The following is a 14,943-nucleotide window of genomic DNA, read 5'->3' as shown; positions in this document are numbered from 1 at the left end:
GTGTTTCATGAAATTCACTGATATTTTTGTGCGACGACCTGTTTTAGCGTTAGTAGTTAGCACCTTGATTTTTTTACTGGGCGCATTTGCGTTCAGTAAACTACCTATTCGCCAATACCCCATGTTACAAAACTCAACGATTACCATTGCAACAGACTACCCTGGCGCATCGTCTGAACTGATGCAAGGTTTTGTGACTCAGCCTATTACACAAGCCGTTTCCTCGGTGGAAGGCGTTGATTATATTTCTTCATCTTCAGTACAAGGAAAAAGTTTTGTCACGGTAAGAATGGAGTTAAATCGCGATCCGACACAAGCATTAACGCAAGTGATGGCCAAGGTCAATCAAGTACGTTATAAATTGCCAGAACAAGCTTATGATCCTGTGATTGAACTTTCTTCTGGTGAATCAACCGCAGTCGCTTATGTTGGCTTTTCCAGTGAGCAAATTTCTATTCCAGAATTAACTGACTATCTATCTCGTGTGGTTGAACCGATGTTTTCCTCCATTAATGGGGTCGCCAAAGTACAAGTCTTTGGCGGACAACAACTGGCCATGCGCGTATGGCTAGATACTGATAAATTAGCGGGGCGAAACTTAACTGCTAGTGATGTCGCTGATGCCATTCGCCGTAATAATTACCAAGCAGCTCCCGGGAAGGTCGAAGGTGAGTTTGTTATTGCGAATGTTTATGTCAATACCGATTTAACCAATGTGGAAGAATTTAAAGATATGGTGATCCACAATGATGGCCATAATCTTATACGTCTACGTGATATTGGCACCGTCGAGCTAGGTGCGGCTGCTACTGAAACCAGTGGCATCATGAATGGCAAAAAAGCCGTCTTCTTAGGCCTATTTCCAACACCAACAGGTAACCCGTTAATCATTGTTGATGGTATTCGCGAAAACCTTACTGATATAGAAAAAACACTCCCACCAGGTGTAAATGTGGAGCTGGCCTTTGAAACTTCACGTTTTATTAAAGCTTCTATTGATCAGGTGGTGCAAACATTAATTGAAGCCATTTTAATTGTTATTGCTGTTATTTATCTCTGCTTAGGCTCATTACGTTCTGTAATTATTCCTGTGCTTGCTATCCCTTTATCTATGTTGGGGGCAGCCGGATTAATGTTGGCATTTGGTTTTAGTATTAATTTGCTTACTTTGCTAGCTATGGTTTTAGCCATTGGATTAGTTGTCGATGATGCGATAGTGGTGGTTGAAAACGTACATCGTCATATTGAAGAGGGATTATCACCAGTGCAGGCCGCATTAGTGGGGGCACGAGAGGTCGCGGGGCCGGTTATTGCCATGACCATCACTTTAGCCGCCGTTTACGCGCCAATCGGTCTCATGTCAGGATTAACAGGTGCACTGTTTAAAGAATTTGCCATAACGCTTGCTGGTAGTGTCATTGTATCGGGTATTGTGGCATTAACCTTATCTCCGGTCATGAGCTCATTAATGCTCAAACCGAAAGAAAATGAAGGTAGGATGGCTAAAATAGCCGAATATACCTTTGATAAATTGGCGTATTACTATAGCTATTTGCTTAATTTTTCTTTAACTCATCGCTGGTTAACCGTCGTTTTCGCCTTAGCCGTGTTTGTTAGCTTGCCGTTTTTATATAGCCAGACAAAACAAGAGTTAGCACCTTTAGAAGATCAAGCGAGCGTTTTAACCGCGGTAAAAGCACCACAACATGCAAATCTTGCCTATGCGGAACATTTTAATCAGAAACTTGATGATATTTATATGAGCCTACCGGAAACAGACAGCACATGGATCATCAATGGTACTGATGGCCCTTCAGCAAGCTTTGGTGGGATTAATTTTGATGGTTGGAAAGGTCGTGATCGTAATGCCAATCAAATTCAGGCAGACCTACAAAATCGTGTTGCGGATGTTGAAGGAAGCAGTATTTTTGCTTTTCAATTAGCATCATTACCTGGCTCTGTCGGCGGATTACCTGTCCAAATGGTGTTACGTAGCCCATTAGGTTATCCCGTTTTATTTGACACGATGGAAGAGATCAAACAGCAAGCACGAGAAAGTGGTCTATTTGTCGTAGTGGATAGTGATCTTGATTACAACAACCCTGTTGTACAGGTCACTATTGATCGTGCCAAAGCCAATACCCTTGGTATTCGCATGCAAGATATTGGCGAATCACTATCCTTATTAGTGGGTGAACACTATATCAATCGCTTTGGTATGGATGGTCGCTCTTATGATGTGATCCCTCAAAGTATACGTCAACAACGTTTAACTCCGGCAGCACTTGCAGGGCACTATATTCGTACTCAAGATAACCTGTTAATTCCATTATCAACCGTGGTCAATATTACCACTCAAGTTGAACCCAATAAATTAACGCAATTTAATCAACAAAATGCCGCTATATTTCAAGCTATTCCGGCACCGGGTGTCACCATGGGGCAAGCTGTTGCGTTTCTTGAAAATGTGGCAAATTCCTTACCCGCTGGCTTTAGCCATGATTGGCAATCTGATGCTCGCCAATTTACCCAAGAAGGAAATACCTTAGTCTTTGCGTTTATTGCCGCCCTTATCATTATTTATTTGGTATTAGCCGCACAATATGAAAGCTTGGTTGATCCATTGATTATTTTAATTACGGTACCACTCTCAATTTGTGGTGCATTAGTGCCATTAGCTTTAGGTATGGTGACATTAAATATCTACACTCAAATTGGTTTAGTCACCTTGATAGGACTTATCAGTAAGCACGGTATTTTAATGGTGGAGTTCGCTAATGAATTGCAAGTTCATAAAAATCTAAATCGACGTGAGGCGATTATTGAAGCAGCAAAAATCCGCTTACGCCCTGTCTTAATGACTACGGCAGCAATGGTTATCGGGCTTATTCCTCTGCTATTTGCCAGTGGTGCTGGAGCGAATAGTCGCTATGGATTAGGGTTGATTATTGTATCAGGTATGTTAGTTGGCACGCTATTTACGCTGTTTGTATTACCCACAATGTACAGCTTCTTGGCACGAAACCATCAAGTCAGCGCTCAGACTGAGCGTCAAAAACAATTACAGCAAATCAGTGAGCAATAAAAATAACAAGCGGTAATGTCGTAAAACCCATCCCCATTGTAAATACAATGGGGATGGGTATAGTTATTTTTTGAATAAATATTATTTTATTTCAATATTATCATTGACTAAAGGAATGTTATGATTTATTGCAAACTTAATCAGCTCATCAACTTGTGTGTTCATTTTAAGTACCTGCCAACTGCGATTTTCCCTTAAATGAACGAGAATACTTTCTAAGCTTTTTGTTTTTGTATTTCCTGCCTCTATCATTTTCATCATCTCCATTAAAGCAATAAACTCCCCTGTTCTTCCTAATCCCGCAAGACAATGGACAGCTATATTTTCTTTTGTTGGGTTTATTGTTAATTGTTTGCCAATCAAATCAATTGTATTTTTTAATTTTGTCGCATCTATTGCTGTATGATCTCTCCAATTATAAATATGCACAAATTTTATATTTTTCTTTTCATCACAACCTTTTTTAGTTAATTTATTAATATATACTTTGCAATCTAAACTTCTTTCATTTCCTAAAATTTCATTATCTCCATTTTTATTTTCTATAAATTCCCCATTTTTACCTTTTATTTTAAAACGACTGAAATCCCACTTCTTAAAGTGGTGAGATTCTATATTATCTGAATAAAAATCCTCTCTAAAATATTTAAACCCCTTCTGCTTAGAATTGCTTTTATTATATTCACGATCAGGTTTTGAGCGATCGCATTCAATATCCTTATTCGAGGCTAAAACATAAACTGTCTTTATATCATTATCAAATAACATATTAAAATAATGTTTTAAACTCTCTTTATCATTAAGAGGATATTGGCTTGCAAAAGTCACATAAGGAGAGTTCTTAACACTCACATTATTAGTAGGTAATAATACACCATTAGATTCTATTAAAGTATTTTCACAATATGGTATTCTACTACCATATCTAGAATTAGGTACAAGTCGATAATTATTTTCATCATATTGAGGTGAGTTTGCATCATAATATAATTTGTTAAGAACTTCTGTAGATACTAATCTTTGGATATTATTTACTGTTTTTAATTTTGATGAAACCTGTGGAACAGATAGTTTTTTTTCAGATAAATCTTTTATATACCATATAGCACTAGTATTCTTAACACTACTAAAATTAGGATTTCCCGTGGTATCTTTTATTCCTAAAGCATTTTTTACGCTATTAAATTTTGTACTTATATAAGAAACTATTTTTGACATATATCACCCTTTTATAACTTAGTTTTACATAATAATCCCCCAACTTTATATTGATAAAAACTTTAAAATATAAAAAAAACATCTTTTCTCACTTATGTTCATTTTAAGAAATGAATATAAAAATGCCGATATTGTTGAATAACATATCGGCATTTAAAATTAAAAGACAATTTAGTCTCTTGTTTATAAACTTATCTTACATCGTTGAAAAGGTATTCATAATTATCCCACCAGAGATAATCAATGCCATTGAGAATATAGCGGGTAGATCGGGTTTTTGTTTATATAAAATCATGGCAACTAATGTTACCCCAACAATACCAAATCCACACCACAAGGAATATGCCACACCAACAGGGATATAGCCCATTGCACGTGTTAAAGCGAAATAGCAAATACAGTAAGCGGCAATCACTAAAACAGAGGGGGCTAATTTACTAAAGCCATTGGTCTTTTTAATCATTGAGGTGCCCGTGATTTCAGAACCAATAGACAGCGCCAGCCATAAGAATCCGGTAAACATAATGGTTATCCTTATTTATTTTAATAAAGTACTTATTTATTAAAAAATAGTTTTATTAAATATAGATTATTAAGAAATAGATTTATTTATTCACTGACGATACAGTCTGTTTTATATTTGATAACTCCGTCGTTTCTTCTGACTCTTCTTCGGAACCCATTTTCGAAAACAGATTCATAATGACGATCCCGCTGGCAATAACTGCCATACCAATAATAGCAGCCGTATCAGGATGTTGACCGTAAAATGCCATACCTAAAGTAGATACAACTAAGATACCGGTTCCGGACCAGGTGGCATAAGCTAAGCCTACTGGGATATTTTTAACTGCACGAGATAATGAATAATAACAAACAATATAAAGAACAATAATTAATCCTAATAATAATGTCTTTGTTATTCCTTCACTATTATCAAACATTTTTAAGGTCGAGGTTGCTGAGGTTTCTGAAATAATAACCGCCAGCATCCAAAGCCATGATTTTGCTTTTGGGGACATAATAAGACTCCTAAATTTTTAGATATGGTATATTTTAATCTTTCAAACTTTTTAAATATTCAATAGCAGAATCGGTTAATTTATCTTGTGATAATTGGTATTTTTCAGGGTTACTCATTACTTGTTTCAAAGTAATATAGCGATTATTATTCAGTTGTTTTGTTTCCGTTTTATTAATAAATTTTAACTTGTGATCAAAAGCATTCTTTTTTAAATTATCTTCAACTTCATTTATTGAGCAAAAAGTAATACCCATTGATATTAATCGTTCAATATTCTGTTTTAGCACTAAGTTATAGTGTTCATTTTGGTTTAAACCTAAAATTTCATTAATTTCACTGTTTGGCTGACAAAAGTAAGGTAATGCAATAATAGGAATATTTTTAGCCAATGCGGAATGAATAAGTGTTCCTTCTTCACTAATCATTAACCCATTAATAATTTCCCCCACCAGCTTTTTGTCAAAATAGGGAATAAATAATGCCTGATAAGCGGATAACCTATGGGGATCAAACTCATCGGCTTTAGTGATATCCCCTACATGGTACCACTGCGATAAATCATGGCATTGCTGTGCCTGTGTGGTAACAAAAATAGAGGCCCGTACAGTGGAAAAATGGCTAATGCGTTGATAGATTTCATCACGATATCCCGGCGCAGGTGTTAAAACTAACAACACCGGCTTTTTTATACGCTTTTCTATTTCTGCAACAATCCGTTCAATTAATTGATTGTCCATTACCTCACCTCATTGTCTTAGCTGACAATAAACACGCTGTCGTTATTTCTAACTCCTGCCGCATTTGCCTCATCGGTATCAATATGAAATTCCAATGCAAATTTATCACTGACGCGCACAATCACTTCATCAAAAATCAGGCTACGTTCACCCTCTGTTTTTACATGCACTTTCTGACCATTGGTCACATTTAACGCTCTAGCATCAATATTATTCATATGAATATGACGCTGAGCACAAATGACTTGCTGTTTTAATTCCACATATCCCGCAGGCCCCATTAAAACCGCATTACCGGAGCCTGCCAAATCACCGGAACTACGCACGGGTGCCTTTATACCTAATGCAAAACAATCTGCTTTTGAAATCTCTAATTGGCTTTGTGGACGAACCGGCCCTAAAACACGAACTTTACTGATAGAGCCTTTAGGCCCGACTACCATCACACACTCTTTGGCGGCAAATTGTCCTGGTTGTTTTAGATCTTTAAACGGGGTGATCTGATAGCCGTGACCAAATAACGCATCTACATCTTGTTGTGAAAGATGTACATGTCGATTAGAAATACCAACAGGAATAGCGATCCCTTGATTTATGCCCATTCCCACATTGGGGATATTTAAACGAGTGAGAATTTTTCCCATTAGTTGTTGATTAATCATTATTTTTTACCTTTACGGCTTTCAGGTTTACTCTCTTTTTTACTGCTTGGTGCTTTATCTGCTGTCATTGCTTTAGTTTCAGGGGCACTATTTTGAGCCAGTCGTTCTGCAACTTCTTTTGTCGCGTCACTATCTCCACTTTCATGCTTCATGACAGTTTCAACCCTGTTTTCAGCCAGCGTTTTGAGTGTATTCTGTTGTGTTTCTTCACTAATAACAGCGCTTTTTTTCTTACCTTTTATTGTCAGCAATTTGGTGATAACACTTGGCTCAGGTCTTGCTATGACGAGTGATCCGATAAGCAACTCTTTTTGGCTCACCACATCTACACCATGCTCAACCGCTGTTTTTACCGCACTGATCTCACCTTGAAAACAGACAGAAACTAACCCTGATCCAATTTTTCTATAACCGATAATTTCAACACTGGCAGCTTTACAAGCCGCATCAGCAGCTTGGATCGCAGCGGTTAATCCGCGTGTTTCAATCACACCTAAACTGTTCATCTTTCTCTCCTACTGATTAGTGGCGGACAAGACGGATCTCAAAATCAAATTGTTTAAAGAAGGCTTCTAAGCGATCGAGCTCTTCTGGCGTATATCCCGGATCGTTTTTAATGGGGTAGATCATCTCCAATTTTTGGTATTTATTACGGCCAAATTGGTGATAAGGTAGGATATCGATGCGCTGAAGATTACCGCGTTTTGACAACGCCATGGCGTAGTTAATTGCACCAGTAATCGCATCATAAGAGTCGTTATAACCTCGCACTAAAGGCATACGGATAACCACATTTGCACCGAGATCCATCAAACGCTCTAAATTACGGCGGACATTCTCATTACCAATGCCAAATAATGCTTTATGCTGAGTAGTATCAATGTGTTTGATATCAATTAGAAACTGATCAACGACTTGCGCTAATTTTTCATAATTAGCTACATTAGTGGTTGCTTGTGTTTCCACCGCGGTATTGATCATCATCTTTTTACATTCACGTAGCAGAGCTACAGCAAAATCCGTTTGTAAACTCATTTCGCCGCCACCGATTGTGACACCACCGCCGGAAGAGATATAGAAGTCGTAATCTTGCATGATAATGTCCATCAATTCAGATACAGAGACATCTTTACCCATAATATCCAGTGCATCAGAAAGACACACTTCTTCACATTTACGGCATCCAATACAATCAACGGCGCGATCAACGCGATGAACTTGCTGCCCTTGCTCATTGGTTGTCATGTAATGCACACCAGCCGGACACACATCAACACATTTACCGCAATCTACGCATTTATCGCGAGAGTACATCACCTGAAATTCACTGCTAAGACCTTCTGGGTTTGAACACCAAGGGCAGCGGATATTACAGCCTTTTAAGAAAACCAGAGTACGAATACCATCACCATCATAAATAGAGTATTTTTGGATATTAAATATCCGCCCTCTTATTTCTGCTGCCGTCTCCATCTTTACGCCTCCAAATCTGCATCAAACATCCTTGTTCGATAAATTTACATCTTGTCTTGTCGCGATTAATAGGGAGGACACTTAGCCCTCCTTAGGTCTATGATCAGAATTTCTCAATCACTGTACGACTAATAATTTCATCCTGAACTTCTTTACATAATTCAACGAAGTACGCACTGTAGCCAGCAACCCGGACAATTAGATCGCGGTACTTTTCAGGCTCTAATTGGGCTTTTTTCAGTACTTCATTATCGACATAGCTAAATTGCATCTGACCATTACCCAAAATAGAGGCAGTTCTTAATAAGGTAATTAATCCTTGGCGTCCTTCATTGGTATCTAGCAAGCCTTTGAGGAATTTAAAGTTATGAACCATACCGATATTCATGGTTTCAACATTCATCTTGCTGATGGATTTAATGATGGCTGTTGGGCCATGTTTATCGGCACCCTGTGTAGGGCTGATCCCATCTGATAATGGTTTCCATGCTAAACGGCCGTTTGGTGTTGCTGCGGTTAATTCACCAATTGGCGTGTTATTAGAGATAGATAACGTACCGTGACTAAATGTGGAGTAGAGCATTTTATATTTACGGCATTCACGTTCAGTCCATTCGGTAATGTCTAACGCATATTGGTCAACAACATCATCGTCGTTACCAAATTTCGGTGCATTTAAACAGTCACGCAGTAACTCTTCGTGCCCTTCAAAATTAGCTAATAAGCCGTCACGTATTTGCTCTAAGGTATATTTTTTGTCTTCATAAACCAGTTTGCGAATTGCCGCCATAGAATCGACATAAGTGGCTAAACCAGAGAAGATCAGACCCGGTCCATGGTTAACCATCGCACCACCCGCAGTCACGTCTTTACCTTGCTCCATACACCCCTCAACCAATAGCGACATGAGTGGTTTTGGAGCAATGTCACGGTGAACGCGCTGGCTGATAACCGTACCAATTGCTGATAAACGAATAATATGTGCGACTTGCTCTTTAACCGCGCGATCGAAATCCTCATAAGTACGTAAATCACGTAAATCGCCGGTGTCTAAGCCTTGGTAGCTATCAAACAGCACCATACGACCACGATTTAATACAAATTCAATGGCAATTGGCCACTGGGTATAACCCGTTGATGTCCATTGATAGATACGACCTGATTTTTGTGGTTCAACACAGCCCATTAAGCAGTAATCGCGTGCATCTTCAAAGTCGAAGCCTTTGCGCAACATCATCTTGATATGAGAATCATCGAAGTGACAGGCAGGGAAGCCCATTCCCGCTTTGACCACATCAACGATTTTTTCCATATATTGCTGTGGCGATTGGTTATGGATACGACAAGCCAGTGAAGGTTGATACACTTTCACAAAGCGTACTGCGTCCATAATCAAGTAAGTTAAATCGTTACAAGCATCGCCACCTGAGCGTTTTTGTCCCCCCACCGTTAAGTTGATAAAGGGTTGATAGCCGGCAAAATATTTTGCGCCAAGTTCACTAGACATCCACATTAATTCGGCACATTTGATGATAAAGGCCTGCATCATTTCCAGTGCTTGTTCACGCGTTAAACGACCTGTTTTAATGTCGTTTTCATACATTGGGAAACAGTATTGATCTAAGCGACCTAAAGAAAGTCCCGTTTGGTTCTCTTCAACTTCAAACAATGACTCTACAGTCCAGATACTTTGCAGTGCTTCTTGTAATGTTTTTGGTGGATTAGCAGGAACATTTTCATTGACTTGAGCAATGGTCAATAACTCTTCACGACGTTGTGGATCACTCTCTTTAGAGGCTAATTCACGGGCGTGCTCGGCAATACGATGAGCATAAGCGATAACACCTTCACAACTTTCAATCGACGCTTTATAGAAATAGATACGGTCAATATCAGCAGGATTTTCCATGCTTAATTCAGCCAATTTCGCTTGTGCATCAGCTTTAATACCGTTCATCCCTTTGGTGAATAACAGCACGTCATAACCGGGGCAAGTATCACCACCACCATTAATTTGATGATAAGAGAGATCGCTGACAAAGGTTTCACCACTGAACTCCCATACACCCGCTTCACGGTATTGCGCTTCACAGATTTCATCTAAAGAGCGACCTTCCCAAAATGGCACTATCTCTTCACGAATGACTTTTTTGTCTTCTTCCGAAATTTGGAATGGATCTTGTGGGCGCGTGCTCATGGTGTCGAGTTCATCACGTACCCAACGCCATGCAATATCAGGAGAGAAAGCGCCAGCACGCGGTTTCCCACAAGGATGTCCCACAATAAGCTCTTCATCTTGAATTAAGATAGGTGCGGTTTCACAAGCACGGCGGAAAGCTTTAGCACGCAATAAAATAGGGGGTAAACCAGGATTATTGCGAGCAATTTCAGTAAAGGCTAATGCTCTATAAATTGAAACACTAGGACGAGCCTCTAAATAACGATTACGCAGGCGCTGTAGACGGGGAGTTAAGCCTTCCATTACAGTCAACTCACCATTTGCTGTCGCCGGTGTAACAACATTGGCTGAAGGTGAAGCATATTGCGGTGGTGTATTCATACGACCGTTATATAAACGGACTTGTAGTGAACTGTGTAATGCTGATAGATTAGCGCGCGCTGATAACAACATTTCTGAAAGTTCGTTAATACTGACGCGAGGATCGTTAATATCGATACCTTGGGTCATGGCGTCAAACATTGGATAGCCATCGACTTCTTTCGTTGCGCGCACTTCGGATAGCTCAGCCAGTTTTAGCCAAAGACTTTCAACAATCTCATAAGCTTGTGCTGGCGTTAAACAGCCTTGGTCAATATCACGTTGATAGAATGGGTATAGTGCTTTATCAAAGCCCATTGGGTTGATAGCGTAGCTACCATTCTCCAGATGAAGAATAAGCTGTAATAAATAGAAAACTTGTACCGCTTCTTTAAAGGTTTCTGCTGGCTTGGCGGGTACTTTACGTAAAATAGCCGCACTTTCTAATAATTCAGCTTTACGGTATGGATTACCTTCCATTGCGGCTAAATTTTCTGCTTTAGCTGACAGTAGTTGTGCAAAATAAAGTGCCGCATCACATGCATAAATCGCCGATTTGCAGAAATTGGCTTCATCCATACTGCTACGATTTACCGCACTACCAATGCTTCTCATTCTATCTTCAAGTTGTGCTTTGATAGCTAAGAAACCTTGATTCACCACCAGCATATAATCAGGTGATGCAACGCTATTATTGATACTTAAAAAGCGATAAATAGAGTCACTACGCACTTCTTCTTCGCTGTGGAAAATCGCACCACGTGGTGTTGAGGATTGGCTACCGATAATAAGCTCATCTTGAGCGATATAGCTTGGAAAATGACGAATAAACTGATAAAAGCGTTGTGCAGGTTTAATCGCTTGGGGCACACCGGCAATATTGTTATCTAATGAATCAAAAATCGTCGCACGCTCTGTGCTAATAGAACTGTTACGTGAAACTAAACGTTCTGCCAGCATTTTTACGCGTGGCGTCAAAGAATATTTGGCCATGTGAGGCTCTCCTGATGTTCTTTACTAGACCTAATCGGTATTAATTGAGCATTAACTGTGTGATACACCGGCAAATGCCTGACGATACAATGTTTCTAATTGGTGTGTGTTTACGTCACGCGGATTTGTCGGCGTACAGCTATCGCGTAAAGCCTGTCCGACCATTTCCGTTAAACGGGCATAAAAGTCCGCTTCACTGACACCGGTATCGCGAATACTCTTCGGCATACCCATTTCATCTTTCAATACATTAATGGCGACAATAAGGCTGATAACGCCTTCTTTTACCGTCTGCGCAGGTAATCCTAAACTTTGGGCAAGGTAGGCATAGCGCTTCGCTGCTTCGCTATTACAATCACCATGAAGATTGGCATTAAAGGCAATAACATGTGTCATCAATAACGCATTCGCACGGCCATGAGGGACATGAAAAACACCGCCTAATGCATGGGCAAGACTGTGTGTAATACCTAGCGACGCATTAGTAAATGCCATACCTGCGATGCAAGATGCATTGTGCATTTTTTCGCGAGCAAGTAAGTTATCCCCTTGATGATGACAATCAAGCAGATGGCTAAACACTAATTTGACTGCTTTTTCTGCCATCGCATCAGAAAAATCAGATGCAGCTTTAGACACATAAGCTTCTAATGCATGGCAAAGGACATCCATACCCGTATCAGCGGTAATTGCAGGAGGTACAGATTTCACAAGTTCAGGATCGAGGATCGCGATATCAGGCAACATAAACTCATCGACCAATACCAGTTTTTCACTGCGTGATTTGATCACTGAAAAAGAGGTCACTTCAGAGCCAGTACCACTGGTCGTGGGGATCGCAATAAATTGCGGTTTACTTCTACTGTGCTCTTTACGGGTATGCCAGAGGGAGTACATAACGGCTTTAGCAGCATCGATAACAGATCCACCGCCGAGTGCGATAACCAAATCAGGATAATGGGCATCCATTATTTTCATACCACTGACAATGGCAGAAATATCAGGATCTGATGCAACATCATCATAGATTTGAAACTCAATACCTCGTTGCATTAATTTTTCAGTGACTTTATCTGCAAAGCCAAACTTCACCATTGCTTTATCTGTCACCACAAATGCGCGGCGGGCAGTTAACCCAGAGAGAAAATTCAGTGCATTGGTGCCAAACTGAATTTTGGGTTTTATCAGAAACTCACTCATGTCGTTATTACTCCTTACTGTCCCGATAAACCTTCTCAACAATGGCAACCACGGACATCGCCTTGTAACGATCTTTGTTTAGTGCGAAGTATTCTTCAGCCAACACCACATCGTTGATACCTGCACCCACACTATCCACTGCAACATAGGTTTTATTTTTCAGTGGATTAAGCTCATCATCTAAGGTCGCTATCATTAATAAATTGCTTCCTTTCAGTTCAGGGCTTTTTTGTGTCGCGACTACGTGTCCGATTACCTTTGCGAGGATCATGGTTTATATCGCCTTCTATCAATGAGTTATTTACCCAGACGTCCGAGAACTTCTTTGATAATGCGCTCCACGTTCTCTTCGGTGATCTCACCTTGTTCAATCACTTGTTGTGCACACGCACTGACTGTCGTTGTATAAGGGGACGCGCCAAAGCGATCATCACCTTGTGTTTGACGTTGTGCTGTTGCACATTCCGCATGAACAGGGGTTAAAGAAGGTGAACGAAAACGATCATCATCAAGAATGCTGGTGTGGTAATTTGCGTTAGAAACAGCAGGTTGAGCAGATTCTTGTGCTAATGGACAAGGTTGTTTTAACTCTTCAACACTACGTACCCCATAACCGACTTTACGAATATTCAGTAAATTCATCGGGCCGACGTTATCTGAGCTAGAACCACCGCCTACCGCACCACAACCTAGGGTTAACGCAGGAGTAATATTGGTTGTTGCGCCAATACCACCTAATGCCGCCGGAGTATTAATTAAAATACGATTAACGGGTTTTTCTAAAGAGAACTGACGAATAACATCTTCATTTTGGGTATGGATCACTAAGGTATGACCTAAGCCTTCGTTAGTGAGCAATTGCACCACACGATGACAGGCTGATTGCCAATCTTCTTCAATATACATACCTAAGATTGGGCACAGTTTTTCCCGTGAATAGGGATTCTTCGGTGAAACAGTATCTTGTAGTGCAATCAAGACGCGGGTATTAGCAGGTACAGTAAAACCGGCGCGCTGGCTTAAATAGATAGCATCTTTACCAACCACCGCAGGATTTATCGTGCCATTAGCGCGCAATAACATAGAAGCGACTTTCGCTGCTTCTTCATCATTCATAAAATAAGCACCTTGCGCTAATAGCTCACGGTGAACTTCGTTATAAATGCAACGTTCTACGATGATGGATTGCTCTGAAGCGCAGATCACGCCATTATCAAATGTTTTACTGGTGATGATATCGCTCACTGCTTTTTTGATATCCGCACTACGCTCGATAAAGGCAGGACCATTACCTGGACCACCACTGATAGTTGGTGTGCCTGATGCATAAGCCGCACGCACCATTCCTTCACCGCCAGTGGCTAAGATTAATGACACATCTTTGCTGTGCATTAATTCTTTTGTCGCTTCCAATGTCAGTAATGTCACACCATCAACAATTCCCTCAGGTGCTCCCGCTTCTAGTGCGGCTTTTTTGACAATTTCTAGCGCGCGGAAACTACACTGTTTCGCATTAGGGTGCGGTGAAAAAATAATCGCATTACCTGCTTTCAGTGCAATTAGGGTTTTATAGATAATGGTTGACGTAGGGTTAGTGGAAGGCACTAACGCTGTAATAACCCCTAAAGGTACCCCCACATCCATGACTTTTTTCACTTTATCGTCATTGATAATGCCAATGGTCTTTAGGTCTTTCATATGTTCATACACACGCAATGACGCAAAGGTATTTTTCAGTACTTTGTCTTGCCATTTACCAAAGCCGGTCTCTTCGCTGGCCATTTTTGCCAACTCTTCTGCGTGACGAGCAGCTTCAAATGCAATGTGTTTGACTATATTGTCGATTTTTTCCTGCGAAAATTTCGCATATTGTTGTTGTGCATTTTTCGCGTTACGAACTAGCTCGCGAGCCAGTTGTCGGGATTGCAAATCTTTATCCAATGCAACCATGTTTTCCCCCATACAGGAGTTAAAAATTTAGCTGAATAACGTTTTTTGCTTGGCAGCACCTG

At 40.1% G+C, this 14,943-nt stretch carries 12 protein-coding genes; 1 reads left to right on the top strand and 11 read right to left on the bottom strand.

The genetic code is table 11. The annotated features are described in order from the left end of the window. Positions 1-7 precede the first annotated feature (7 nt). Entirely contained in the window at positions 8-3,085 is a 3,078-nt protein-coding gene (locus tag AACV01_RS05990) for a MexW/MexI family multidrug efflux RND transporter permease subunit (RefSeq protein ID WP_060554910.1), read from the top strand. An 81-nt stretch (positions 3,086-3,166) separates the two neighbouring features. Here AACV01_RS05990 and AACV01_RS05985 read toward each other — a convergent pair whose 3' ends face one another. The 11 genes from AACV01_RS05985 to AACV01_RS05935 form a co-directional block, all read right to left on the bottom strand. Continuing rightward, entirely contained in the window at positions 3,167-4,303 is a 1,137-nt protein-coding gene (locus AACV01_RS05985; RefSeq protein ID WP_046334993.1) for a protein-tyrosine phosphatase family protein, read from the bottom strand. A 196-nt stretch (positions 4,304-4,499) separates the two neighbouring features. Next, complete coding sequence (locus tag AACV01_RS05980; RefSeq protein ID WP_004245856.1) at positions 4,500-4,826, bottom strand: DMT family transporter; 327 nt, start codon at positions 4,824-4,826, stop codon at positions 4,500-4,502. Between the two features lie 82 nt (positions 4,827-4,908). Continuing rightward, positions 4,909-5,325 (bottom strand): DMT family transporter, encoded by a 417-nt coding sequence (locus AACV01_RS05975; protein ID WP_004249190.1) that lies wholly within the window; start codon positions 5,323-5,325, stop codon positions 4,909-4,911. A 34-nt stretch (positions 5,326-5,359) separates the two neighbouring features. Further along, positions 5,360-6,064 carry a hypothetical protein gene (locus AACV01_RS05970; protein WP_004245859.1) on the bottom strand — a complete coding sequence of 235 codons (705 nt, stop codon included), beginning with the start codon at positions 6,062-6,064 and terminating at the stop codon, positions 5,360-5,362. A 17-nt stretch (positions 6,065-6,081) separates the two neighbouring features. Further along, positions 6,082-6,726 (bottom strand): phosphate propanoyltransferase, encoded by a 645-nt coding sequence (locus tag AACV01_RS05965; RefSeq protein ID WP_004245860.1) that lies wholly within the window; start codon positions 6,724-6,726, stop codon positions 6,082-6,084. Next, the gene (locus tag AACV01_RS05960) at positions 6,726-7,232 is read right to left on the bottom strand and encodes a BMC domain-containing protein (RefSeq protein ID WP_046334992.1); all 507 of its coding nucleotides are present in this window, start codon (positions 7,230-7,232) and stop codon (positions 6,726-6,728) included. The genes AACV01_RS05965 and AACV01_RS05960 overlap by 1 nt, the downstream gene beginning before the upstream one ends. Positions 7,233-7,248: 16 nt before the next feature. Continuing rightward, positions 7,249-8,199 (bottom strand): choline TMA-lyase-activating enzyme, encoded by a 951-nt coding sequence (gene cutD / locus AACV01_RS05955; RefSeq protein WP_004249185.1) that lies wholly within the window; start codon positions 8,197-8,199, stop codon positions 7,249-7,251. A gap of 103 nt (positions 8,200-8,302) precedes the next feature. Continuing rightward, positions 8,303-11,731, bottom strand: coding sequence for a choline trimethylamine-lyase (gene cutC / locus AACV01_RS05950; protein WP_161682580.1), 3,429 nt, complete (start codon positions 11,729-11,731; stop codon positions 8,303-8,305). 51 nt (positions 11,732-11,782) lie between these two features. After that, positions 11,783-12,931 (bottom strand): 1-propanol dehydrogenase PduQ, encoded by a 1,149-nt coding sequence (locus tag AACV01_RS05945; protein WP_004245865.1) that lies wholly within the window; start codon positions 12,929-12,931, stop codon positions 11,783-11,785. A gap of 7 nt (positions 12,932-12,938) precedes the next feature. After that, a complete protein-coding gene (locus AACV01_RS05940) occupies positions 12,939-13,202 on the bottom strand; it encodes a EutN/CcmL family microcompartment protein (RefSeq protein WP_004245867.1) in 264 nt (87 codons plus the stop codon). Between the two features lie 26 nt (positions 13,203-13,228). Then, positions 13,229-14,881, bottom strand: coding sequence for an acetaldehyde dehydrogenase (acetylating) (locus AACV01_RS05935; RefSeq protein ID WP_052715544.1), 1,653 nt, complete (start codon positions 14,879-14,881; stop codon positions 13,229-13,231). Between the last annotated feature and the right edge of the window lie 62 nt (positions 14,882-14,943).

It is taken from the genome of Proteus sp. G2609, assembly GCF_963896135.1.
GTDB lineage: Bacteria > Pseudomonadota > Gammaproteobacteria > Enterobacterales > Enterobacteriaceae > Proteus > Proteus mirabilis.
This window is presented reverse-complemented; position numbering and strand designations above follow the sequence as displayed.

Coding starts and splice junctions, on each gene's coding strand:
- AACV01_RS05980 (WP_004245856.1), bottom strand. CDS start 4,826: ATGTTTACCGGATTCTTATGGCTGGCGCTGTCTATTGGTTCTGAAATC.
- AACV01_RS05965 (WP_004245860.1), bottom strand. CDS start 6,726: ATGATTAATCAACAACTAATGGGAAAAATTCTCACTCGTTTAAATATC.
- cutD (WP_004249185.1), bottom strand. CDS start 8,199: ATGGAGACGGCAGCAGAAATAAGAGGGCGGATATTTAATATCCAAAAA.
- AACV01_RS05970 (WP_004245859.1), bottom strand. CDS start 6,064: ATGGACAATCAATTAATTGAACGGATTGTTGCAGAAATAGAAAAGCGT.
- AACV01_RS05975 (WP_004249190.1), bottom strand. CDS start 5,325: ATGTCCCCAAAAGCAAAATCATGGCTTTGGATGCTGGCGGTTATTATT.
- AACV01_RS05985 (WP_046334993.1), bottom strand. CDS start 4,303: ATGTCAAAAATAGTTTCTTATATAAGTACAAAATTTAATAGCGTAAAA.
- AACV01_RS05940 (WP_004245867.1), bottom strand. CDS start 13,202: ATGATCCTCGCAAAGGTAATCGGACACGTAGTCGCGACACAAAAAAGC.
- cutC (WP_161682580.1), bottom strand. CDS start 11,731: ATGGCCAAATATTCTTTGACGCCACGCGTAAAAATGCTGGCAGAACGT.
- AACV01_RS05935 (WP_052715544.1), bottom strand. CDS start 14,881: ATGGTTGCATTGGATAAAGATTTGCAATCCCGACAACTGGCTCGCGAG.
- AACV01_RS05990 (WP_060554910.1), top strand. CDS start 8: ATGAAATTCACTGATATTTTTGTGCGACGACCTGTTTTAGCGTTAGTA.
- AACV01_RS05945 (WP_004245865.1), bottom strand. CDS start 12,931: ATGAGTGAGTTTCTGATAAAACCCAAAATTCAGTTTGGCACCAATGCA.
- AACV01_RS05960 (WP_046334992.1), bottom strand. CDS start 7,232: ATGAACAGTTTAGGTGTGATTGAAACACGCGGATTAACCGCTGCGATC.